The sequence below is a fragment of the Deinococcus marmoris genome (genome assembly GCF_001949125.1).
In the GTDB taxonomy this organism is placed as follows: Bacteria; Deinococcota; Deinococci; order Deinococcales; family Deinococcaceae; genus Deinococcus; species Deinococcus marmoris_A.
This window is the reverse complement of sequence record NZ_MSTI01000115.1, coordinates 93,499-115,996: the sequence shown is the minus strand read 5'-3', so window position 1 is coordinate 115,996 and position 22,498 is coordinate 93,499. Positions and strand designations below refer to the sequence as shown.

Here is a 22,498-nt window from a genome sequence, read left to right as displayed (position 1 = left end):
CGCGCCAGCAGGCCCTAAACTCTGTTCCGATGACGCTGGTGGAACTGAAGAATGTGACCGTGAGGGCCGGGGGCCGCACCCTGCTCGAAGACGTGAATCTGAGCCTGGACAGTGGGGAAGCCCTGCGCCTGTTCGGCCCGAATGGCGGCGGGAAAACCACGCTGCTGCGCCTGCTTTCGGGGGAGGTTTCGCCAGTCAGCGGACAGCGGACTTACGTCCTGAATGGCGTGGAACAAAAATCAGCCGTCCGGGCGCGGCGCAGTCTCTCGGTGGTGGGGCCGGATGCGGAGGCTTTCTACCTGACCCGCGACTGGGAACAGAGTGTGCAGGACGTGCTGCTGGCCGCCTTCGAGGGCGACACCCTGAAGCTGTGGGACGCCACGCCGGAAGCTGAAGCCCGCCTCTCGGAAGTCGTGGCGTTGACTGGATTAGATGCCTTGCTGGAGCGAGATTTCCGCACCCTCAGCCACGGGCAGCGGCGGCGGGTGGTACTGGCGCGGGCGCTGATGCCCCAGCCTGAAGCACTGCTGCTGGATGAATTCACGGACGGTTTGAGCGTGGGCGCAAGGGCGGAACTGGGCCGCGTGCTGGCCGACGTCCACGCTTCGGGCGTCGCGCTTGTCCTCGCCACCCACCGCCCGGAGGAAGCGCCCGAATTGCCGTGGCGCACCGTGCGGGTGGAAGGCGGACGCGTCAGCGAGGAGGAAGCTGGCTCTCCCCCATCCACCACCGCCCTGAGCCTGCCCATTCCGCCGGGAACAGGTGATCTGATCCGATTAAAAGATGTGGAGGTCTGGCGCAACGGCGCGCGGGCGCTGGGGCCAATCAGTTGGACGTGGGAGGCCGGGCAACACTGGCTGGTCACGGGCGAGAACGGCAGCGGCAAGAGTACGCTGGCCCGACTGATCGCCGGGGAGCTGCATCCTGCGCTGGGCGGCAAAATCCAGCGCCCGTATCTAACGCGTGATCTGCTGACCGAACGCCGCCGCACCGTGGGCATCGTCGGGGCCGAACTGGGCATCCGGCAGCGGCGCGACTGGACAGGTAAGGACATCATCGGCAGCGCGCTGCACGGCACCGAAGGCTTCGTGCCAGAGCTGAGCGTGGATGAATTAGAGAAGGTAATGGGCCTCGCCGCCCAGCTCGACTTGGTGGACCTGCTGCCCCGCCACGCCGAAACGCTGTCTCAGGGGCAGCTCAGGCGGCTGCTGCTGGCCCGCGCCGTGCTGCACGCGCCCACGCTGCTGATTCTGGACGAAGGACTGGATTTTCTGGACGCTGGAAGCCGCGCCCGCTTCCTGGCCCTGCTGCCCGAACTGGCACGCGGCGGCACGCACGTCATGGTGATTGCCCACCGAGAAAGCGACGCGCCAGACGGGCTGACGCATCACCTGCATCTGGACAGGGGGCAGATTGCGGCGGTGTCGCGCTTGCCCGTCGCATCGGCCACATAAAAAAAGGGAGCCAGCTTGTGGCCCCCTCCCATGCTTTACAAACGCTTATTTGATGGCGATATCGGAAACCGTGAACGGCACTTCCGGTGTCAGGCCCGTGCCACGGTTGTTGAACTGAGCGTTGACGACCAGCAGGCGCTTGCCTTCCTGCGCGATGGTGGTGGGGTAACGCAGGCTGGGGTCGCTGAACGGCGTGCCCAGCCTGCCCGTGCTGAAGTCGGCGGACATCGTGACGGGCACGATGATCACGTCCTGGTTGCGGACCACGTACAGCGTCTGGCCATTAAGCAGGATGCCGTCGCCATTGGGCACGGTGTTGCCACCCACACCACTCAGCTTGATCTCGGTCACGGACTTGTCGGAGACCTTGATACGGAACAGTTTGCCGGTGTTGCTCTGAACCACGATCAGGGTGGAGCCGTCCGGGGTGGAGGCGATGCCGTTCAGGTTGAAGCCCGGCTGATATTGCAGGGCCGTGCCGGTGAAATCCAGCCACGCTTCCATGTCGCCCACGCTGCTGTCCGTGCGGGTGGCGCGGAACAGGATCGGGCGCTGCGAGTCCGTGAAATACGCGGCGTCAGGGGTCAGGGTCACGTCGTTGATGAAGGTGGCCTTGGCCGCAGGCGTGGTCAGCAGCTTGAGGCGCGTCTTGTTGACCGTGTCGTAGACGAACGCCTTACCGGTGTCGCCACCAGCGACATACAGGCGGCCCTTGTCATCGATCTTCATGCCGATGGCCGTGGTGCGGTCCGCGTCGGGCAGGGCGAAGACCTCAGTGGCCTTCTGACCCAGCGTGCCCTTGAAAATGGTGCCGTCGGTGGTGCTGCCCACGTAAAAATTCTGGCTTCCTGCCAGGTGCGCGATGCCCTCCGGGAAAACAGTATTGCCAGGCAGGGTGTAACTGGTCACCGTGTCGGGCATCTCCGTCTCGACGGGCGGCTTGGTCTCGGGGCCGCAGGAAGCCAGGGCAAGGGTCAGGGCGGCAGCAGTCAACAATTTTTTCATATGACCCGTTATAAAGGCCAGGGACCATCCCAGCGTGCGAGCCGACTTCAGATCCATTTACACACAGTTCAGAAATAAGTCTGCACTACATTTTACAGCGTCTCCCGGCGGCATCACCGCGTCAGACTCGCCTCACTTTCAGGCACTAGCCTCCGCGCATGACGCGTTTTGCTCCATCCCTTCCCGTGCTGGTTCTCGCCCTGCTGACCCTGCCCGCCCTGCCGTCTGCACTGGCGCAGACCACCCCTGCCGCGCCCGCTCCGGTCACGGCCCCAGGTGCCACGCCCGCTGGCCAGAAGGTCATCGAGGCCATTACCGTGACCAGCGACAAGGGCTACAGCATCAAGGTGCCGAGTGGCTGGACTCCCCTGAAGAACGCGCCGAATGTCGATGTGGCCTTTGTCAACGAGGTGGTCGGTGCGCTGCGCCCCACCGTGACGGTGCAGGTGCGCGACACCCCGCCCGAACTGAAGGTGACGCTGGCCGATATCCGCGACCTGTACGCCTCGCAGATGCCCAAGGACGTGCCCAACCTGAAGATGCTGGGCGAGAAGACCATCAGGATCAGCGGCCAGAACGCCATCCTGTGGAGCTACAGCGGCGACGGCGACGGCGGCAAGGTGCGCTGGACCCAGGTGCTGACCATCAAGAACAACCGCCTGTATACCGCGACGCTGATCACGCCCACCAACACCCCCCAGGAGTTGCTGGACAGCGGGCGCGCGATCATCGACAGTTTCACGCTGACGGCCAAGTAAGCCCTGCAACCGTCCCCCTCTTCCCTGCGGAGAGGGGATTTCTCAGCTCTGTTCCAGCCGGTCCGCCCAATCGCCCAGGAACGCGCCCAGATCGGTCTGGCGGTCCAGGCGGGTGTGGGCATGGCGGGTCAGCAGGGGCAACTGGCCCACCTGCACGGCGTAACCCGCCACCTCCAGCATGGCCTCGTCGTTGTCGCTGTCACCGAAGGCCACGGCGCGGTCATGCGGCAGGCCCAGCGCGCCCGCGATCAGGGTCAGGGCCGCGCCCTTGTGCGCCCCCTGCGGCGTAATGGTCAGGAAACTGAGGTAGGGGGCCTGTGCCCCGGTCACCACCAGATGCGGGTGCGACTGCCGCAGCCGCCCGGCAAACCCCGCCACTTCCGGGTGATAGAACCCGGCTTTCAGGATATCGCCCGTGGGCGCGTCGCTCAATGGGCCGTAGCTGCGGGCGATCATCCAGGGTTCGGGTTCGGTGCCGCGCGGCAGATCCACGAACAGACGGTCCGCCGTGAACAACACGATCCGCGCGCCGTTCAGTTCGTGGGCCAGCACGGCTTCCAGGTCTGCGGGCGTGAAACGGGCCTCTGTGTACAGTTCGCCGTTCACCACGATCCGGCCACCGTTGTTGGTGGCCACCGCGTCGGGCTGCATGGCCTCCAGCACGGCGTCGGGGGCCAGATCGCGCCCGGTGATGATCGCCAGTTTCACGCCCACCGCGCGCAGCCGGGCCAGCGCGCGGGCCGTGGCAGCGTCCGGCTCGCGGCCCTGTTCGGTGATCAGGGTGCCGTCCAGATCGAAGGCCATCAGCAGCGGCAGGCCCGCCGGGGGCGGCAGGGGTGGGCGTCCGGTAGGGGGCTGGGCGTCGCGGGAGGTCACGCGCGGCAGCCTAGCAAAGACGGGCGGAGGTAAAGGGAAGAGAGGGGGCAACCAACTGACGCTGCCCTATCCTCCTGCCCAGTAGTGGGCCGGAAGTGCCCCCGATCCCGCCCCATACGAATTCGGTTTGTCACGCGGCAGAAATCGAGACAATGCCGATGCCTGCACTCCACGCCCGGAACCTGTCTTTCTCCTGCTCACACCCGTCATGAACAGACGCCCATGACTGCGACAACTCGGAGAGAGGGCCTCTTTCTCTGCACCGCAACTCTGCGAGTCCCGCTCGGATTTCCGGATGTTGTCAATATCTTCCAGTCGATCCCGCCTTACGCGTTCACGTCGATCACGGTGCGTCCCCGCACCTGCCCGGCCAGAATCTGTGGGGCCAGTTCGGTCACCTCGGACAGCCCGCGCGTCTGGGTCACGCTGGCCAGTCTGGAGGCGGGTAGATCAAGGGCCAGCCGCTTCCAGGCGGCCTGACGGCGGGGCTGAGGGCAGGTCACGCTGTCGATGCCCAGCAGCGACACGCCCCGCAGGATCAGTGGGAAAACGGTGGTCTTCAGGCCGATCCCGCTGGCAATCCCGCAAACGGCCACGGCCCCGTGCGTGCGGGTAGAAGCGTAGGCACCCGCCAGCGTTTCGCCCGCCACCGTGTCCACCACGCCTCCCCAGCGCTCCTTCTCCAGCGGACGCGTCAGGGCTGGCAGTTCGTCACGGGGAATAATATTGGTGGCCCCCAGCTCCCGCAGGTACGTCTCTTCCTCGGTGCGCCCGGTGCTGGCGGTAACGGTGAATCCCGCGTGGGCCAGCAGGGCAATCGCGGTGCTGCCCACGCCGCCCGCCGCACCCGTGACCAGCACGTCACCGTGTTCGGGGCGCACGCCCGCGTCCTCCAGCGCCATGACCGCCAGCATGGCCGTGAAACCCGCCGTGCCCACGCTCATGGCCCAGCTCGCGTCGGTGCCCGCAGGCTGGCGGACCAGCCAGTCGGCCTTCACGCGGGCGTGCGTGGCGTAGCCGCCGTCCTGTTGCTCGCCGATGCCCCAGCCGGTCAGGATCACGGCGTCGCCGGGAACGTAGGTGCCGCTGCGGTCCTCCAGCACGGTTCCGGCCAGATCAATGCCGGGGGTCATGGGCAACTGGCGCAGGATGCCCTTGCCGGTCACGGCCAGCCCGTCCTTGTAATTCAGGCTGGAGTGGGACACCTCGATCAGCACCTCGCCGTCAGGCAACTCGGAGAGGGGCAGGGTCTGAAATTCGGCGCGGCGCTCGTCGCCGTCCTGGATGACCCGCAGGGCGCGGTAGGTGTCGGGCAGGGTGGATGTGGTCATGGGTGGAACCTCCAAGAGATCGGGGGGAAGGTGAGGGCGTCTGACGAAGGGCAGGCTAGCGTCTGAACGGCTGCCCGACAGTCATAACGAAATATTCAGCCACCGGGCCGGAAGCGGATGTGTTAAACTCTGCGCTGCTATGGAGCCTCCCAGTTTCGGCTCTTCCCCAGTGCCCGGTGAAACCCGCCCAAGGGCGGCGTTTTTGCTGTGGCGCTTCAGCTTTGGTTTGACGCAACACCACCGGTCGACGACGATCCCTCCACGCGGAGCGGACGGGCAGCATGTGCCACGCGGATGACCGGGGCGCGGTTATGGAGCGCGCCCACACATGAATGACATTCTCGGTTTACTCGCGCTGGTCGCTCTGGTCCTGATGAACGGTTTTTTTGTGGCAGCGGAATTCTCGCTGGTCAGCGTGCGCCGCACCCGCATCGATCAACTGGCCGAAGAGGGCAGCGCCACCGCCAAGGCCACCCAGGGCGCGCTGAAAAATCTGGACCTGTACATCGCCGCCACGCAGCTCGGGATTACGATGGCCAGTCTGGCGATTGGCTTTGTGGCCGAACCGGCCATCGAGCATCTGGTTGCGCCGCTGCTGGCAGGCACAGCACTGACCGAGGGTCAGATTCGGGGCATTTCCTTCGGTCTGGCCTTTGCCATCAGCACGATCCTGCACATCGTCTTCGGCGAACTCGCCCCCAAGACCTGGGCTTTACAACGTAGCGAGCAGGTGGCGATGACGGTCACCCGCCCGCTGCTGGTCTTCACCTTCGTTTTCAAGTGGGCCATCATCGTGCTGAATGCGATGGGCAACGGCGTGGTGCGGCTGTTTGGCCTGCGCGGCGTGGCTGGACATCACACCGCCTACTCGGAAGAGGAAATCCGCATGATCGTCGGCGCGTCCAGCCAGGAGGGCGTGCTGGAGGACGGCGAGCGTGAACTGGTCTACAACGTCTTCGACTTGTCGGACACCACCGTGCGCGAGATCATGACGCCGCGTGTGGACATGATCGTGGTGGACGGTGCCTCGCCCCTGCGCCGCATGCTGGAGCTGAACGCCGAACACAGCTACTCGCGCGTACCGGTCTATCAGGACACCCCCGACAACATCGTGGGCGTCGTCCACAGCGGCGACGTGCTGCGCCACCTGAACGATCTGGACACCCTGACGGTCTCCGACATCATGCGTAAGGTTTTCTTTGTGCCCGAAAGCATGAAGATCAGGGACCTGCTGACCAAGATGCGCGAGAAGAAGTCGCACCTGAGCGTGGTGGTGGACGAATTCGGCGGCACGGCGGGGCTGGTCACGCTGGAAGACGCCCTGGAAGAGATCGTGGGCGAGATCTACGACGAGACCGACGAGGAAGAGTTGCCGCTGTATCAGTTGGTGGGCGAGGGCGTGTACCTGATCGACGGCGGCATGATCGTGCATGAGGTCGAGCAGATTCTGGGCAGCAACCTGGAAGACGGCGAGGGCGAGTTCGACACCCTGGGCGGCTTCATGACGGACCGCTTCGGCGACATTCCTGAAGTGGGTTACACCTTTATCCATGAGGGCTGGGCCTTTACCGTCGAGGAAGCCGACGAGCGCCGCGTCAGCCGCGTGCGGGTAGAACGTGCTGCCGACCCCGCTCCACTGGTCCTGACCGAGGAGGTCGAAAGTGACAGAAAATAATCCCAATGCCCTGGGCCTGACCCCAGACCCACAATTGCTGGCCGCCGCGAAGGCTGCCTTCGCCCAGGCTTACGCCCCCTACAGCAAATTCCATGTCGGCGCGGCTTTAAGAACGCCGGACGGGCAGGTTTTCAGCGGCGCGAACGTGGAAAACGCCAGCTACGGCCTGGGCCGCTGCGCCGAGCAGTCGGCAGTGCAGGCGATGGCGACGACAGGCGCACGGACCTTTACCGATCTGGTGGTCTACGCCGAGTCCAGCCCGCCCGCCAGCCCGTGTGGCGCATGCCGTCAGGTGCTGTACGAGTTCGCCCCCGACGCCCGCGTGGTCTGCGTGAACGCCGAGGGCGAGGTGCTGAGCGGTCTGGTGCGCGACTTCCTGCCCCACGGCTTCAGGCTGGAGGAACGCGAGGACGGGCATGGGGTGGGGACGGAGTAGAACAGTAGATGGTTGACGGTTGATGGAAAAAGATTCACCGCTCTAGCCTCCTCCCCTTTCCTCCAGATGCTCGTCCAGCAGCGCGGCCTTGCCGAGCGCGTTCCATTCGTCCGGTCCCTCCAGCAGCGGCTCCAGCCCGCGCAGGTAGGCGGCCTGGGCGATCAGATAGGCGCTGAGGGGCGTGGTCAGAAATTGAAACAGGAGGACCGCCGCCAGCCGGGTCAGCGCCTCCGTCTGGGCAAATTCCAGACCCACGCCGATAAAGATGCCCGCCGAACCCAGCGTGATCAGCTTGCTGCTGGCATGCAGCCGCGAGTACAGATCGGGGAAACGGATCAGGCCAATCGCCGCCGTCAGCACGAAGAAGGCTCCCAGCAGAATGGGAATGTCACGGGCGGCGTTGAAGTCATTCATGGCTGACCTGCGGCGAGGATGGTTGATGGTTGATGGAGAGAGGCCGATGGTCAAACCATCTAACGGTCAAACCGCCAGAAGACACTGCGCGCTGCGTACCGTGTCCCGCATACCGCCCCCATCTTTTCCCACAACCCACAGCCCACAGCCCACTACCCCCCATCACTTCATCACCCGGCCCAGCAGCAGATAACGGGTCAGGGCCACGGTGCTGAGAAAGCCCAGCAAGCTCAGCACCAGCGCGGCGTCCAGCATCACGATCAGTTTTGTTTTGACGGCGATCAACGCGATCAGCACCACCAGATTGACGCTCAGGAAGTCGAAGGCCATGATCCGATCCCCCCAACTGGGGCCACGCAGCACGCGCACCGTGACCAGCAGAACGGAAAGCGTGACGATGCCCAGGGCCAGATTGATGATCATGCGGTGTTCTCCAATGGTGTCGTTGTGGCGTCCTGACCGTACAGCGGCAGCAGGGCGTCCTCCACCTTCTTGAGGCTGGCGCGAGCCGCCCGTGGATTCTCTGCACCGATGACATGGGCATATAGCACGCTGCGCTCGGGGTTAAAGCCCATCGCCACCGAGCCGGGCATCAGGGTAATCGTGGCCGCCAGGACGGTTTGCCCGTTGTCGCCGCGCAGGCGCAGCGGGTAGGCGATGATCATGGGATGCAGCGGCGGGTGCGGACGCAAGGCCCACAGCGCCACCTGAATATTTGCCACCGTCAGCTCGCGGGCAAAGAAGAAGGCGAAGCGCACGAAGGCCAGCGTGCGCCGCACGTAGCCGCCCGTGCCCAGAGACAGCGGAAAGATGCTCAGGATAGCAAAGCCCAGCAGCATCCCGATGGCCAGTTCGCGCAGGCTGAATTCGCCCACGAACAGGGTCCAGACGATGGCGAGCAGGATATTGAGAGAGACGCCCCTCATGGCGTTCCCTCCGGCTGCTGCACGTCGTCACCCTTGGGACGGGCGTGGAGGTCCAGCGGCTGATCGCCCAGCACGCCCAGGATGTAGGAGCCGTTGCTGCCCAGTTCGTCGGCAGTGCCGCGCGCGTAGCCCAGCAGCGGCCCGGCAAACACCGCCAGCGCCACCACCAGCGCTGAGGCCAGATAGGCGGGCAGGCGTTCGGGCCAGCGGACGCGGCGTACCGGCTCTTCCCGTGGGTGACGCCCCCAGAAGAAGCCGCTCCAGACCCGCAGTAGCGCGTACAGGGTGAGCAGGCTACTCAGCAGGGCACTGGCCGTAGCGATGTAGGCCAGCACGGTGCCACCTTCCAGCCCGGCGCGGATCAGGTCAAACTTCACCACGAAGCCCGCGCTGGGGGGCAGGCCCGCCACCGTCAGCGCGCAGAACAGGAAGCAGGCGGCCAACAGCGGCAGGAATTCAATAAAGCCGCGCGCCCGCACCAGCCGGGTGCCACTGGCCCGTTCCGCGACGGCGGCAATCAGGAACATCGCCAGGGTCACCACCACGCTGACCGCCAGATACGCCAGACTGGCGCGCAGGGCGTCCGGCGAGTCCAGGCCCAGCCCGAAAGCCAGATAGCCCACCGAACCCACCACCGTGAACGACAGGATGCGCCGCCACTCACGTTGACTGACCGCGCCCAGCGCGCCGTACAGCATGGTCACGGCCCCCAGCACCAGCAGCAGGGTGTCGGGCAGTTGCGGGTCCTGATTGAACACTGTGGTAAAGACGCGGATCAGGGCGTACAGCCCCACCTTGGTCAGCACCGCCCCGAAGAATGCGCCCGTGGCGTGGGGCACCGCTGGATACGTGCCGGGAAGCCAGAAACCCAGCGGGAAGAGTGCGCCCTTGGCCGCGAACACGATCAGCAGCAGCACGCCCACGGCGGTGACGGTGGTGTTCGGCCCCAGCGCGGCGCTGCGCTGCGCCAGATGCGCGAAATTCAGTGTGCCCAGCGTGCCGTAGGCCAGCCCGCAGGCCACCACCAGCAGCGCGGAGGCCGACAGGTTCATGACGATGTAGCGGAAGCCCTCGCGCAGTTGCTCGCGGGTGGACCCCAGCACGGTCAGGGCGTAACTGGCCACCAGCATGACCTCAAAGGCCACGAACAGGTTGAACAGATCGCCCGTCAAAAAGGACAGTTGCACGCCCGTGAACAGGAAAGAGGTCAGGGCAAACGAATGATGCCTTTCTCGCACCGGGTCCGGCTGCGCGGCCATCAGCCAGACGGTGAACACACCGCAGAGTGCAGCCAGGGCGCTCATGAACGATCCCAGACGGTCCGCAGCCATCACGATCCCGAACGGTGCTTTCCAGCCGCCCAGTTCGCTGACCAGCACGCCGCCCAGCGTGGCATTCATCAGCAACAACGAGAAAATCAGGGTGAGCAGGGCCGAGGCCAGGGCCAGCGCCACCCGCCACCTGCGCCGCATGGGGATCAGCAACAGCAGCCCCAGCCCCAGCGGCGTCAGAATCGGCGCGAGGGGCAAAGCGGAGGTCACGACCTCGCCAAATTCAGGGGTCATCTCATGATCCTTCGTAGCCGCTCAAGCTCGGCTCTCTGTGCATTGATCTCGTCGGTATGGTCGGCCTCCGGCAGGTCGGGGCTGAGGTGTTCGGGATCGGCGTGCTGGCCGTCCGGGGCGTCGGGATTGCGGGCCAGATTGTCTCCGAAGGCCGCCACGTCATCGTGTCCAGCCACCTGATAGGCCCGCAGCGCCACGGTCAGCAGCAGCGCCGTGGTGCCAAAGCCGATCACGATGGCGGTCAGCACCAGCGCCTGCGGCAGCGGGTCCACATACGGTCCTTCCAATGTCAGGAGCGGCGGGGATTCCTGCCGCAGACCCGACACGGTCAGAATCGCCAGATTGACCCCGTAGGCGATAAAGGCCAGCCCCAGCACCACCCGGATAATGGTACGCGACAGCAGCAGGAAAACGCCCGCCGCCACCAGCAGACCGATCAGAACGGCAAAGAGGGTTTCCATCAGCGGGCCGCCTGGGAGGGGTTGTGGGATGTGGGGTGTGGGGTGTGGGAAAAGATTTTACAAGTGGATTGCGTGGCGGCCTGCCCGGTGGCCCCCTCACCCCCGCCGCAGTCGCGGCGTCCCTCTGCCACGAGTGGAGAGGGGAAAAAGTCCACCTCTCTTAAACCCTTAAGTCTCACGAATCCCCCTCTACCAGTTCATTCGGCTCAACTTCAATCAGGGCGTAGGCCAGGGCCAGCCCCGCGCCCACCACCACCAGAAACACGCCCAGGTCAAACAGCAGGGCGGTGGCCCACTCAAATTCCCCAGTCAGGGCCGTGGTGAGGTAGCCGTAGTCGGATTTCAGGAAGGGGCGGCCCAGCAGGTACGGCACCAGTCCGGTGGTGAAGGAGAGGGCCAGTCCCCACGGAATGAATTTCACGGGGTCCAGACGCAGGGCGCTGTCACCGTTGGCGATGCGGTGCAGGATCAGGGCGCACACCGTCATCAGGCCCGCGATGAAGCCGCCGCCGGGGGCATTGTGCCCGCGCCACAGCAGCAGCAGCGCGAACAGCATCACCAGCGCGAAAGCGGCCCGGCTGATGGTCGTCAGGATCGGATCGTTGATCAGCAGATCGCCGGGCCGGGGCTGGTCTGCCGCCACTTTGACCGCCTTCTTTGGCGTGCGCTTAGGACTCATGAACGCCTCTTCTGAAGGTCCAGCATGTCCTGTGACGCGGGCGCGGTGTCCTTCTCGCTGCGGGCCTGTCCCCGGCGGCCCAGCCGGACCAGACTGCCCACGGCCAGCGCCACCATCGCCACCACCATGATCTCGCCCAGCGTATCCCAGCCCCGGAAATCCACCAGAATCACGTTGACCACGTTCTTGCCGCCACCCTCCTTGTAAGCGTTTTCCAGGTAATACGGCGAGATCGGCGGCGACAGGAAACGCAGGCTCGCCAGGACCAGCAAGGTGGCCCCGATGCCCGCCGATCCGGCCAGCACCACGTCGATCACCTGCCGCACCCGCCCACGCGGCAGGCTGCGGAAGCCTGGCAGAGAGCGGAAGACCAGCAGAAACAGGATCACGGTCACGGCCTCAATCAGCAGTTGCGTGAGCGCCAGATCGGGGGCGCGCATGGTCAGAAAGGCCACCGCACTGCCGAAACCAGTTAACCCAGTCAGGACCACAGCGGTCAGGCGGTTGCGGGACAGCAGCACGCCCAGCGCCCCGGCCACCAGCAGCACGGCGATGGGCAGCGTGCTGAGCGGGAGCGGCTCCAGCGGCTGGAACACCTGCGGCGCACGCCACACGGCGTAACCGCCCATCAGTCCGGCGGCGGCCAGCGTGATCCTCAACTGGTCCGGCAGCGCCAGCCCCTGCGTCCCGGCGATCACGCGCGAGGCCAGGGTTTCCAGACCGATCAGCAGCCCCCGGTAAATCCGGTTGGAGCTGAGCGGAAATTCCATGTGAACTTGCAGGAAGTACACCCGCGCCGCCTGCCATACCAGCAGCGCCGCCAGCCCCCAGGTCAGCAGGGTGAGGAGCAGGGCAGGCGTGACACCGTGCCACAAATAGAGGTGCCCCTCGTAGCCCGCAAAATCCAACGCCGCCCCAGCCCGGCGGGTCAGCCACTCGGCGCTGGCGGGCAGCACGCCGAAGAGCAGTGCCGCCCCCGCCAGCAGCGCAGGCGGCAACAGCAGGCCAGGACCCGCCTCGTGAATCTGGGACTTGAGGGGCTGCCCACCGTCGTCCTCGGGGGCGCGGAAGTCGCCGAAGAAAATGCCGATCAGCCGCGCGCAGTACGCCAGCGTGAAGGCGCTGCCGATCACGGCCACGGCGATAAACCCTGGCCCGGCGTGCAGCATCGCCTCGTAGAACAATTCCTTGGAGATAAAGCCCCCCAGCGGCGGCAGCCCGGCCATGCTCAGGGTGGCGAGCAGGGCGACGGCGAAGGTCAGCGGCAACTTGCCCCGCAGTCCCGACAGCCGGAAGGTCTCGCGCGTGCCGGTCTCGTGGTCAATGATGCCCACCACGAAAAACAGCGCCGCTTTAAAGGCTGCGTGGTTCAGCAGATGCGCGGTGGCAGCAAACCGGCCCTCCGCGTCGGCCAGACCGTACAGGGCCATCAGCAGGCCCAGTTGCGACACGGTGGAGAAAGCCAGCAGCGCCTTCAGATCGGTCTGCTTCAGCGCCCGCCACGATCCCCAGAACATCGTCGCCAGCCCCAGCGGCACGATGATCCCGCCCCACAGCGCACTGGTGCCGAAGATCAGCCCGAACTTCGCCACCAGCACCACCCCGGCCTTGACCATCGTGGCCGAGTGCAGGAAGGCGGAGACCGGGGTGGGCGCTTCCATCGCCGTGGGCAGCCACAAATGAAACGGAAGCTGCGCGCTCTTGGTAAAGGCCGCCAGCAGCGTCAGCAGCAGCGCCGGAATGAACATGGGCGAGGTCCGCACCGCCTCCAGATCCAGTCCCGAGAGGGTGGTGCTGCTCCCGGCCACCGACAGCAACGCCACCGCCGCCAGCAACCCCAGCCCGCCCAATGCACTGACCAGAAACGCCTTGATCGCGCCGTCGCGCGCCTCGCTGCGGGTGTGCCACAGGCCGATCAGCAGGAAACTGGTCACGCTGGTCATCTCCCAGAAGGCGAACAGAGCGATCATGTTGTCGCTGAGAACCAGCCCCAGCATGGAGCCACCGAACAGCAGCAGGTACGGATAAAAGCGCCCGAAGCGTTCGCGCTCCGACAGGTACGCCACCGAGTACAGCGAGGCCAGCGCGCCGATCACGCCGATCAGGACCGCGAACAGCAGCGAGAAGCCGTCGCCCCGGAAAGCGAAATTCAGCCCCAGTTCTGGCACCCAGCCTGTCACCTGACTCAGGGGAGTGCCGCCCACCTCCACGCTGCTTCCGGCCAGCGGCACGGCCAGCAGCAGGGCGGGCACAAAGCCCAGGGCGGCCAGATACCCGGTGCGGCGGCCCAGCGGGCGGGCCAGCAGCGCGCACACGGCGGCCATCAGCAGCGGGAACAGGACGGCGAGGGTCACAGGCTGGGGTCAGAAGTGGGCAAAAGGGCGATCATGCGCTACCTATCAAATCACACCCGGATGAAAGGCGCACCGCTGGGGGCTACACGGTGCGCGGCTTGGGGGGCCTTCTTCGTTCCCCCGCCTAGACCGCCCGCCCTCAGCCTCTCCCCCGCCCCTCTACACTTTCCCCATGCTTTTCAGCAGCGCATTTTTTTATTGGTTCCGTTTCCACCGGGCCTAGCATCGCGCTGTTTCAATCCCCTGACCGCCCGGTAGACGCCCCACAAAGGCCACCGGGCGGCGTTTTTTGCCCCTGCTCAGACACACAGCCAAAAGGAGAACCGCACATGACCCAGCTCTCAGAAGTTGAACTGCCCACGCCCGAAACACAGACGCCCGCGCCCAGCCGCACCGAGAATCTGAATGTGTCCAGCTTCACGCCGCTGCCCACGCCCCGCGAACTGAAAAGTGCGCTTCCGCTGACGCCAGGGGCCGAGCGCACCGTGCTGGCCGGGCGTCAGGCGGCGCAGGCCATCTTGCGTGGCGAGGACGCCCGCCTGCTGGTGGTGGTGGGGCCATGCAGCGTCCACGACTCCGGCGCGGCACTGGAGTACGCCCGCCGTCTGGCCGCGCTGCGGGAACAGGTCAAAGGCACGCTGGAAGTGCAGATGCGCGTCTACGTGGATAAACCCCGCACGACGGTGGGCTGGCGCGGCTTTCTGATGGACCCCGACATGACCGGCGCAAATGACGTGGGCCGGGGTCTGGCCCTGACCCGCCAACTGATGCTGGAGGTGGGCGAGCTGGGCCTGCCCGTCGCCACCGAGCTGCTGGACCCCTTCGCGCCGCAGTACCTGTTTGACGCGGTGGCCTGGGCCTGCCTGGGCGCACGCACCACCGAATCGCAGACGCACCGGGTCATGGCGAGCGCCGTCAGCGCCCCGATGGGCTTCAAGAACGGCACCGGGGGCGGCCTGAAACTGGCAGTGGACGCGATGGTGGCCGCCGCACATCCGCACGTCTTTTTCACCGTGGACGACGACGGGCGCGCGTGCATCGTGCAGACGCAGGGCAACCCCAACGGCCACCTGATCCTGCGCGGCGGCAAGAGCGGGCCGAATTACGCACCGCAGTTCGTGAAGGAAGGCGCGGACCTGATCACGGCGGCGGGCCTGTCCCCGGCAGTCATGGTGGACTGCTCCCACGCCAACAGTGGCAGCGATTTCCGCCGTCAGGGGCTGATCTGGCGCGACGTGGTGCAGCAGCGCCTGGGCGGCCAGCATGCCATCCGGGGCCTGATGCTGGAAAGCAATCTGGAGGAGGGCAAGCAGAGTGTCCCCGCCAATCCCAATGACCTGAAATACGGCGTCAGTGTCACCGATGCTTGTGTGGGCTGGGCCGAAACCGAGGCACTGCTGCTGGAGGCGGACGCGGCTTTACGGGGCTGAGTTGAGAGTCGCGCTGAAAGGCGAACCCCTCTCCTGCGGAGCTTTGCAAGCCAGGAGTGCGCTGCTGGCCAGGCAATCCCAGGACTCTTGCCTCCCTTTTGAGGGGAGGTCCCCCGAAGGAGCGGACTCGCAGAGCTGCGGAGCAGAGGGGTTAAGCGGGCATAGCAACGCCAGAGCCGGAGAAATGGGAATCCCCACCTCTCCGGCTCTGGCCCAACTCTGCTTTATTTCGTCTGAGACAGCCGTTCCAGCACCAGACGGCTGACCGTCTTGAGGGTCTCGAACACGCCCACGCCCTTGTCGGACATGGCCTCGAACAGTTGCAATTCATTGCGGGGATCGATCACTGCGCGGATCATGCTGGTGGGCAGGGCGTCGGGCAGATCGCGCTTGTTGACCTGCAAGACAATCGGCACGTCGCGCACGTTGATGCCGTGTTCAGCGAGGTTCTCGCGCAGGTTGCGCATGCTCTCGGCATTGGCGCGCAGGCGGTTGGGGGCGCTGTCGGCCACAAAGACGATGCCGTCCACGCCGCGCAGGATCAGCTTGCGGCTGGCGTTGTAGAACACCTGACCCGGCACGGTGTACAGGTGAAAGCGGGTCTTGAAGCCCTGCACGGATCCGAGGTCCAGGGGCAGGAAGTCGAAGAACAGCGTGCGCTCGTCCTCGGTGGCCAGTGAGACCATCTCACCGCGCAGGTGGCCGGGCACCTTGGCGAACACCTGCTTGAGGTTGGTGGTCTTGCCGCTCATGCCGGGGCCGTAGTACACGATCTTGCAGTTGATTTCGCGGGCGGCGAAGTTAATGGTACTCATGCGCTGGTGCCTCCTGTGGGCAAATTCAGACGTGAAAAGAAAGTCAGGTCAACCGGGCTGAGGCTTAGCCCAGCAGATCGTCGAGCAGGGCCGTGGCCCCCTCGCTGAAATCCCCGCCGAGCTGGATTTCGGGGATGTCCTTGAGTTCGTCCAGAATGGCGGCGAGCTGAGGCACGGTCTTCTTGGAATAGACCTTGACCCGGCCCAGCGGCACGCTGGAATCGAAGATCAGCGTGAGCAGCGCGTCCGCTCCCACCGATTCCACGTACAGGGTTCCGTTCTCGCCCTGGTGAATCTGCTCGCTAAACGTCCGCTCGCCCAGCATGTTTGCCAGGGCGGCGGTGGCGGCGGCGTTGCTGGCCACCAGCGTCGCCACGCTGTCCAGCGCGGGCGGGCGCGGTGCCCACAGCGCCTCCTTGTGCGACAGCACAAAGCCCTTGCGGTCCACCAGCAGACCGTAACGCACGCCAGCGGCGTCCAGAAGCTCCTGAATAAGCGCGTCCACGCGGGCATAGGCTTCCCCGTAGAGCGCGAGTGAGGGTTCGATCATGAAATGCAGTATGAACAGAGGCCAGCACAAGAACCTGACGGCGCTGGAAATGAGTGGCGAAAATGCCGCATTGGTCTGGTTTGCGGCTCATCCGGTCAGGCACGCAGGCGCTAGACTCCGCCGCGTGAAGTTTGGTCAGAACGGTGGGCAGAGTGGTGACAACAACAGACGGCGGCGCACCCCGGGGCTATGGCTGCTGATCGGGGCGGGCCTGCTGGCCGGGAGCGCGCTGGCACGGCCCACCGCCATCGGGGGGGTCCCGCAGAGCGCCGGGGTGGATTCCAGAGTGCTGGGCGGCACCGAGATGCTGGCGGTCTGGACCCTGCCGCGCCTGGGCGTGTCGGTCCGCAATGATCCGCAGGACCTGCGGTTGCTGCTGGGCAAGAGGGAACTGCGCTACGCGCCCGGCAAGGGCTGGACGGCGCTGGGCTTCACCCTGAGCGGCACGCTGCCCACCCCCATGATCACCAATGGCAGCATGCATGTGCCGCTGCGGGCGCTGGAGCTGCTGGGCGTCCGGGTGCTGACCGATACCCTCGGCCTGCTGGGGTTTGCCACGCCCACCAGCGTACCGACAGCGACGCTGCTGCCCTCGGACGGGGGACCGGAACGCCCGGTGATCAGACCGCCTGTAAGCGCGACACCCTCAGCGCCAGCGCCCACCGCAGCTCAACCCGCGCCAGCAGCGCCAGCCTCTCCCCCACCCGCCATCACTCCATCTCCAGCCACCTCCGAAGCTTTGCCCAACATTCAGCCCATCCCGGCACTGCCCGCGCCGACGCCTCCGCCACTGATGCCCAGCCTGAGCGTGCCGAAGGTGGCGAATCTGGACACGGTGCGGATCAGCCGGACGCTGTACCGCACGGTGGAAGTTCAGCGGGTGGTGATGGACCTGAGCGCCCCAGCGTCGCAGGTCATCTCGCGCGAGGCGGGTGGGCTGAGCGTGCTGCTGCCGGGGGTCACCGTGCAGGGCAGCCAGCAGACGCTGCCGGGGGGCGACACCCTGACGCTGGCCCAGACCGGGGCGGGCGCGTCGATCCGGCTGGGAACCGGGGGCGGGCGCAGCGAGATCTTCACGCTGGAAGACCCCTTCCGGGTGGTCATCGACACCACCACCTACACCGATTCCAGCGTGCCGCCGCCGATTGACCCCGACGCCCTGCCCGCCGGGGTGAGTTACCGCAACAAGGGGTTGCTGCACCTGCTGAGCTTCGATCCGGCGCTGTTCCAGCCGCGCGTGGTCAGTGCGCCGCTGGGGCGCTCGCTGTCGGTGCTGGATCTCGTGAAATCGGCGGGAGGGGTGGCCGGGGTCAACGGCGGCTACTTTGACCCACGCAGCAGCCTGCCCGTCGATCTGGTGGCGGTGGGCGGCCTGATGACGGCGGCCAGTCTGGAAAAACGCGCCACCGTGGGCTTCACTAACACGGGCGAGGCGCTGTTCGGCTACCCGCGCCCGCGCTATGTCCTCAGCGGACCATTCGGCAGCGTCACCGTGAACAGCGTGCGCGCCACGCCCAGTGCCGCGCTGCTGACCGCCTTCGTGGGGGACGGAAAAACGTCGGTGGGCGGCACAGGGCTGACCACCCTGCTGCTGGCTCCCGGCAGTGTCAGCGTCACCCGCGCCGTGACCGGGCAGATCACCCCGCCCCCCCGGACGCTGGCCTTCACCTTCGATCCGGCCCGCTTTCCGGCATTGCCAGTGGCGGCGGGCGCACCGCTGAATGTCGCCCTCAACTGGCAGGCCACCGACGCCCCCTGGGGCAGCGCCGTGGACGCCCTGAGCGCCGGGCCACTGCTGGTGCAGGGCGGCAAGGTGGTGATCGACCCGCGCCGCGAGGGCTTCAACACTGCCGCTGGCGTGTGGCGCTCCACCCGGCAATCCGCGCTGGGCACGCTGGGCGGCCAACCCACCATCGCCTATTTCGAGTACGGCACCCCTGAAGCCTTCGCCGCCGCCCTGGCCGGGGCAGGCGTGCGCGACGCCGTGCGGATGGACAGCGGCAGCAGCGCCACCGCCTACCTACAGGGCGGCTATGGGGGTCTGGGCGGCTACCTGAACACGGTCTGGAGTCAGCCAGTGCCGAACGCGATTGTCTTCGTGCCGCGTGAAGTGGCTGGGAAGAAGTAGGAAGGGTCTGAAAGCCTGAAGGCAGAAGATGCTAAATGATTCGCCAAAAACAGAATATACCCGCATAGAAAAGCTCATGACAGAATTATATTTCTGGGTTTAAACTGTTCCTCAGACCGCCATTCGCGGTTCTGGGGAGGGCGGCATGAAGAAAGACCGGTTCATCGTGTGGCGGCAGGGCGGCGAGGGTCAGGGCCAGGTCAGGGCCGGGGAAAGCAGCGCGCTCGCGCCGCGTGCGGGGGCAAATGCGGAGTCGGCTCATGCGCCCGCCATGACCCTGGAAGTGGCAACCCTGGATCACCGCGAACTCCCTGATCTGCTTCAGGAAAGGGGCGTGCAGATGGCCGCCCCCAGCATTCCCATGCGCCTGATCCGCCCGGTCAGTCGTGCGGAGGCCGATGCGAGCGCCACTGGACCCACCTGGGGCGTGCAGGCGGTTAGGGCTGACAGCAGCCCGCAGAATGGCAAGGGTGTGACCGTCGCCATTCTGGACACCGGCATCGACCCGGAGCATCCGGCCTTCGCGGGCGTGAATCTGGTGCGGCGCGACTTCACGCTGGCAGAGGGTGACGCCGACGGTGGCGTGGATGCCGAGGGCCACGGCACCCACTGCGCCGGAACAGTTTTTGGACGGGATGTGGCAGGCCAGCGTATCGGCGTGGCCCCCGGCGTGGAACGCGCGCTGATCGGGCGGGTGCTGGGCGCAGACGGCAGCGGCAGCAGCGAGGGTATCGCGCGGGCGCTGGCCTGGGCGGTGCAGGAGGGCGCGCATGTGGTCAGCATGTCGCTGGGCATGGACTTTCCGGGGCTGGTGGCCGAGCTGATCAAGCGCGGCCTGCCCGCCGAACTGGCCACCTCTCAGGCGCTGCTGGACTACCGGGCCAACCTCAACCTGTTTGGCGCGCTGGCCGCCTACGCCCGCAGCTACGGCGGAGACACCACGCCCACGCTGCTGATCGCCGCAGCAGGCAACGAGAGCCGCCGCCAGCAGAACCCCGACTGGGAGGTGGGCGTCGCGCCGCCCGCAACCTCCGACGGCTTTATCTCGGTGGCGGCAGTGGGACTGGGAAGCGGAAACAAACCAGACGCGGGCCTGACCGTCGCGCCATTTTCCAATACCGGAGCAACCCTGAGCGGCCCCGGCGTGAATGTGACCTCGGCCAAACTGGGCGGGGGGCTGGTGGCCTACAGCGGCACCAGCATGGCGACGCCGCATGTCGCTGGGGTGGCCGCGCTGTGGTTCCAGTCGCTGATCGATTCGGGTGATCTGACCCGCAACACCATCGAAACCGCTCTGAAGGGCAGCGCCACGCGCAGGCCGCTGATCGCGGGCGTGGACAAACTGGATGTGGGGCTGGGACTGGTGCAGGCTCCGCAATAGACGGGAGGGGGCAGAGCGTTCCTTTGCCCCTACGCCCCCACCTTCAGCATTTCCAGCAGGCGCAGATATGCCTGCGCCGTTACCTGCACGTCGCCGTAGCTGCGGTGGCGTCCGCCGGGGGCAAAGCTCAGGCCCAGCCTCTCGGCCAGCACGGTCAGGTTGTGGGCGCGTTCGCGCGGGAAAGCGCGGCGGGAAAGCTGCACGGTGCAGTGTTCCGCCGCCGGTTTCCAGACCAGACCCTGGCGCTGGGCGTTGGCCCGCATAAAGCCGCTGTCGAAACCGATGTTGTGCGCCACCACGGCGGAATCTCCCACGAACTCCAGAAATTCGGGCAGCACCTCGGTCATGGTGGGGGCGTGGCGGACCATCTCGTTGCTGATGCCGTGAATGCGCTCCACGCGCCAGGGAATCAGCAGCGGCTGGCCGAAGTCGCCGACGGGCTTGACGAGCGTTTCATATTTCTGCGTTTCCTCGATGCGGCCATCCACCACCCGCACCGCGCCGATTTCCACGATGGCGTCGCGCTCCGGCGAGAGGCCCGTGGTTTCCAGATCGAAGACGACGACGTTCACGCCGCGTAGGCTAGCGCGTGGGACAGGAAGTGACCGTAGGACGGGGAATGGGAGGGGAAATTCCAACCCTTCAAGCTCCTCCCATCAGCCCCCCCACCGCCTCCTCCTTGCCCTTGGCCTCCACCTCGATCCAGGGCACATCGGCAAAGGCGGCGGGCAGGTGCGTGATCAGGTGACTGTGGCGGCGGTCCTGCGGACTGTCGATGCCGTTGGACAGGTGGACCACCTGCCAGTCGGGCGGGGTCCAGGTGGCGCGGGCTTTCAGCACCCATTCGCGCACGGCGGGATCGTCCTGATCGGGCAGCCTGTCGTGGATGACGTGATGGTGGCCGTCGTAGACCAGCGGCACGCCCGTGGCCTCGCAGACGGGCAACAGGTCGGCGGGGCCGTAGGCGTACTCGTCGTTTTCCAGGCCCAGGCGCAGGCGGGCAGCGTCGGGCAGATCGGGAATGACCGCCTGCAATTCGGCGGCGCGGCCCCCCTTACCGCCGTGCAGCAGCAGCAGATTCCAGGGACTGCGCTCCAGCCCCATGCCGTCCATGACGCGGGCGTGTGAGTTCAGGGCGTGAACGCTGCGGACGCGCACATCCGGGGTGTCGCTGTTCAGGACGATGAACTGTTCGGGGTGCATCAGTACGCGAATTTTCCGGTCCACGAACGCCTGCCCAGCCTCTCGCAATTGCCCAGCCAGCGAGGTCAGCACTGCCTCTCCGGTCTCGTCGCCGATCAGGTCCAGCATGGGAAAGAGGCTGGCGCTCATGCGGTACAGGCGGATGCCGCGCGCCGCGCAGAAGTCGGCAGCGCCGCGCAATCTGGAGATGTTGTCGGTGTAGAGGTCCAGCAGCTTGGCCTCGCGCTCGGAGGGCGACAGCGCCCGGTAGCGGCTGAGGGTCACGGTGCGGAATCGAACCTCTGGCCCCACGGTCATGCAGACCAGACCGTAAGCGGGGGCGGTCACGATGCCCCCTTTGCCGCCGCACGGCATTTATCCGAACAGTATTTGACGCTGTCCCAGTCGCGCTCCCACTTCTTGCGCCAGGAAAAAGGCAACCCGCACACCGGGCAAATCTTGCTGGGCCGTTCGGAAGGTTTGCGGCCCCCGCCAAACGCTTTCTTCGCGGCCTTAGCGGGCATCGGCAATTCCCAGGGCGGACAGCGTCAGGCGCGTCAGATCGGCGGACGAGTCCTGGGCCGTGACGTGCAGGGTCAGCACATCGGCTTCTGCCCGGTCCGGCGGCTCCAGCGTCTGCAACTGCGAGGGCAGCAGATCGGCGTGCGCGTAGTGGTTGCCACGCTCTTGCAGGCGCGAAAGCAGCAGCGACGGTGGCACGTTCAGAAACACGAAACGGGCGTCCGGCACGCGCAGCACGTCGCGGTAGCTGTGGCGCAGCGAGGAACACGCCAGGATCACCTCAGGGCGTGCCAGCAAAGCGCCACGCAACCGTTCCAGCCACGGCTGACGGTCCTCGTCACTCAGGCCCAGCCCGGCGGCCATTTTTGCCCTGGCCTCCGGGGTATGGAAGTCGTCGCCGTCCAAAAACGGCCAGCCGGTGCGGGCCGCCAAGTCCTGCCCCAGCGTAGTTTTGCCACTGCCGGACACGCCCATCAAGATCAGTCTCACTTTGCTTGCCGCCACATCGCCCTCAGTCTGTCGCAGCCGGGCCGCGCATAGACAAGAGGAATGGGGA

At 66.1% G+C, this 22,498-nt stretch carries 23 protein-coding genes; 7 read left to right on the top strand and 16 right to left on the bottom strand.

Annotated features, from left to right (window positions below; genetic code table 11):
* Positions 1-29: 29 nt before the first annotated feature.
* Complete coding sequence (locus BOO71_RS17270; protein WP_075834388.1) at positions 30-1,454, top strand: ATP-binding cassette domain-containing protein; 1,425 nt, start codon at positions 30-32, stop codon at positions 1,452-1,454.
* A 45-nt stretch (positions 1,455-1,499) separates the two neighbouring features.
* Here the strand turns inward: BOO71_RS17270 and BOO71_RS17265 are convergent, their stop codons facing one another.
* Complete coding sequence (locus BOO71_RS17265) at positions 1,500-2,459, bottom strand: SMP-30/gluconolactonase/LRE family protein (protein WP_075834386.1); 960 nt, start codon at positions 2,457-2,459, stop codon at positions 1,500-1,502.
* Between the two features lie 158 nt (positions 2,460-2,617).
* On the opposite strand from BOO71_RS17265, the gene BOO71_RS17260 reads away from it, so the two are divergent.
* Positions 2,618-3,217, top strand: coding sequence for a PsbP-related protein (locus BOO71_RS17260; protein WP_083653563.1), 600 nt, complete (start codon positions 2,618-2,620; stop codon positions 3,215-3,217).
* Between the two features lie 42 nt (positions 3,218-3,259).
* Here BOO71_RS17260 and BOO71_RS17255 read toward each other — a convergent pair whose 3' ends face one another.
* The gene (locus tag BOO71_RS17255; RefSeq protein WP_368482883.1) at positions 3,260-4,093 is read right to left on the bottom strand and encodes an HAD-IIB family hydrolase; all 834 of its coding nucleotides are present in this window, start codon (positions 4,091-4,093) and stop codon (positions 3,260-3,262) included.
* Positions 4,094-4,419: 326 nt separating this feature from the next.
* On the bottom strand, positions 4,420-5,424 hold the full coding sequence (locus tag BOO71_RS17250; protein WP_075834382.1) for an MDR family oxidoreductase: 1,005 nt from the start codon (positions 5,422-5,424) through the stop codon (positions 4,420-4,422).
* A 328-nt stretch (positions 5,425-5,752) separates the two neighbouring features.
* On the opposite strand from BOO71_RS17250, the gene BOO71_RS17245 reads away from it, so the two are divergent.
* The gene (locus tag BOO71_RS17245; protein ID WP_075834379.1) at positions 5,753-7,099 is read left to right on the top strand and encodes a hemolysin family protein; all 1,347 of its coding nucleotides are present in this window, start codon (positions 5,753-5,755) and stop codon (positions 7,097-7,099) included.
* Positions 7,086-7,535 (top strand): cytidine deaminase, encoded by a 450-nt coding sequence (cdd, locus tag BOO71_RS17240; protein ID WP_083653561.1) that lies wholly within the window; start codon positions 7,086-7,088, stop codon positions 7,533-7,535. Before BOO71_RS17245 ends, cdd begins: the two co-directional genes overlap by 14 nt.
* Before the next feature lie 42 nt (positions 7,536-7,577).
* On the opposite strand, the gene mnhG is transcribed toward cdd, so the two are convergent.
* From mnhG to mbhE, 7 genes are all read right to left on the bottom strand, one after another.
* On the bottom strand, positions 7,578-7,949 hold the full coding sequence (gene mnhG, locus BOO71_RS17235; RefSeq protein ID WP_075834377.1) for a monovalent cation/H(+) antiporter subunit G: 372 nt from the start codon (positions 7,947-7,949) through the stop codon (positions 7,578-7,580).
* A 162-nt stretch (positions 7,950-8,111) separates the two neighbouring features.
* Positions 8,112-8,372 (bottom strand): monovalent cation/H+ antiporter complex subunit F, encoded by a 261-nt coding sequence (locus BOO71_RS17230; protein ID WP_075834375.1) that lies wholly within the window; start codon positions 8,370-8,372, stop codon positions 8,112-8,114.
* Complete coding sequence (locus BOO71_RS17225; RefSeq protein ID WP_075834373.1) at positions 8,369-8,875, bottom strand: Na+/H+ antiporter subunit E; 507 nt, start codon at positions 8,873-8,875, stop codon at positions 8,369-8,371. Before BOO71_RS17225 ends, BOO71_RS17230 begins: the two co-directional genes overlap by 4 nt.
* Positions 8,872-10,440 (bottom strand): proton-conducting transporter transmembrane domain-containing protein, encoded by a 1,569-nt coding sequence (locus tag BOO71_RS17220; RefSeq protein ID WP_075834371.1) that lies wholly within the window; start codon positions 10,438-10,440, stop codon positions 8,872-8,874. The genes BOO71_RS17225 and BOO71_RS17220 overlap by 4 nt, the downstream gene beginning before the upstream one ends.
* Positions 10,437-10,901 carry a Na+/H+ antiporter subunit C gene (locus BOO71_RS17215; protein WP_083653559.1) on the bottom strand — a complete coding sequence of 155 codons (465 nt, stop codon included), beginning with the start codon at positions 10,899-10,901 and terminating at the stop codon, positions 10,437-10,439. Before BOO71_RS17215 ends, BOO71_RS17220 begins: the two co-directional genes overlap by 4 nt.
* 175 nt (positions 10,902-11,076) lie before the next feature.
* The gene (locus BOO71_RS17210; RefSeq protein ID WP_075834369.1) at positions 11,077-11,580 is read right to left on the bottom strand and encodes a Na(+)/H(+) antiporter subunit B; all 504 of its coding nucleotides are present in this window, start codon (positions 11,578-11,580) and stop codon (positions 11,077-11,079) included.
* On the bottom strand, positions 11,577-13,934 hold the full coding sequence (gene mbhE / locus BOO71_RS17205; protein ID WP_075834368.1) for a hydrogen gas-evolving membrane-bound hydrogenase subunit E: 2,358 nt from the start codon (positions 13,932-13,934) through the stop codon (positions 11,577-11,579). The genes BOO71_RS17210 and mbhE overlap by 4 nt, the downstream gene beginning before the upstream one ends.
* Before the next feature lie 329 nt (positions 13,935-14,263).
* Between mbhE and BOO71_RS17200 the strand changes: the two genes are divergently transcribed.
* A complete protein-coding gene (locus tag BOO71_RS17200; RefSeq protein ID WP_075834366.1) occupies positions 14,264-15,364 on the top strand; it encodes a 3-deoxy-7-phosphoheptulonate synthase in 1,101 nt (366 codons plus the stop codon).
* A 224-nt stretch (positions 15,365-15,588) separates the two neighbouring features.
* Here BOO71_RS17200 and mglA read toward each other — a convergent pair whose 3' ends face one another.
* Together mglA and mglB are read right to left on the bottom strand one after the other, a co-directional pair.
* Positions 15,589-16,179, bottom strand: coding sequence for a GTPase MglA (gene mglA / locus BOO71_RS17195; protein WP_029479937.1), 591 nt, complete (start codon positions 16,177-16,179; stop codon positions 15,589-15,591).
* Positions 16,180-16,243: 64 nt separating this feature from the next.
* Entirely contained in the window at positions 16,244-16,729 is a 486-nt protein-coding gene (gene mglB / locus BOO71_RS17190; RefSeq protein WP_075834365.1) for a GTPase-activating protein MglB, read from the bottom strand.
* Between the two features lie 124 nt (positions 16,730-16,853).
* Between mglB and BOO71_RS17185 the strand changes: the two genes are divergently transcribed.
* Together BOO71_RS17185 and BOO71_RS17180 are read left to right on the top strand one after the other, a co-directional pair.
* Positions 16,854-18,857 (top strand): phosphodiester glycosidase family protein, encoded by a 2,004-nt coding sequence (locus tag BOO71_RS17185; protein ID WP_368482882.1) that lies wholly within the window; start codon positions 16,854-16,856, stop codon positions 18,855-18,857.
* A gap of 145 nt (positions 18,858-19,002) precedes the next feature.
* Complete coding sequence (locus BOO71_RS17180; protein ID WP_075834363.1) at positions 19,003-20,238, top strand: S8 family peptidase; 1,236 nt, start codon at positions 19,003-19,005, stop codon at positions 20,236-20,238.
* 29 nt (positions 20,239-20,267) lie between these two features.
* Here BOO71_RS17180 and BOO71_RS17175 read toward each other — a convergent pair whose 3' ends face one another.
* From BOO71_RS17175 to BOO71_RS17160, 4 genes are all read right to left on the bottom strand, one after another.
* Positions 20,268-20,810 carry a 3'-5' exonuclease gene (locus tag BOO71_RS17175; RefSeq protein ID WP_075834362.1) on the bottom strand — a complete coding sequence of 181 codons (543 nt, stop codon included), beginning with the start codon at positions 20,808-20,810 and terminating at the stop codon, positions 20,268-20,270.
* Between the two features lie 70 nt (positions 20,811-20,880).
* A complete protein-coding gene (gene uvsE / locus BOO71_RS17170; RefSeq protein ID WP_075834360.1) occupies positions 20,881-21,795 on the bottom strand; it encodes a UV DNA damage repair endonuclease UvsE in 915 nt (304 codons plus the stop codon).
* Positions 21,765-21,944, bottom strand: coding sequence for a DUF2256 domain-containing protein (locus tag BOO71_RS17165; protein WP_075834359.1), 180 nt, complete (start codon positions 21,942-21,944; stop codon positions 21,765-21,767). The genes uvsE and BOO71_RS17165 overlap by 31 nt, the downstream gene beginning before the upstream one ends.
* Positions 21,934-22,431, bottom strand: coding sequence for a gluconokinase (locus BOO71_RS17160; RefSeq protein ID WP_254843200.1), 498 nt, complete (start codon positions 22,429-22,431; stop codon positions 21,934-21,936). Before BOO71_RS17160 ends, BOO71_RS17165 begins: the two co-directional genes overlap by 11 nt.
* Between the last annotated feature and the right edge of the window lie 67 nt (positions 22,432-22,498).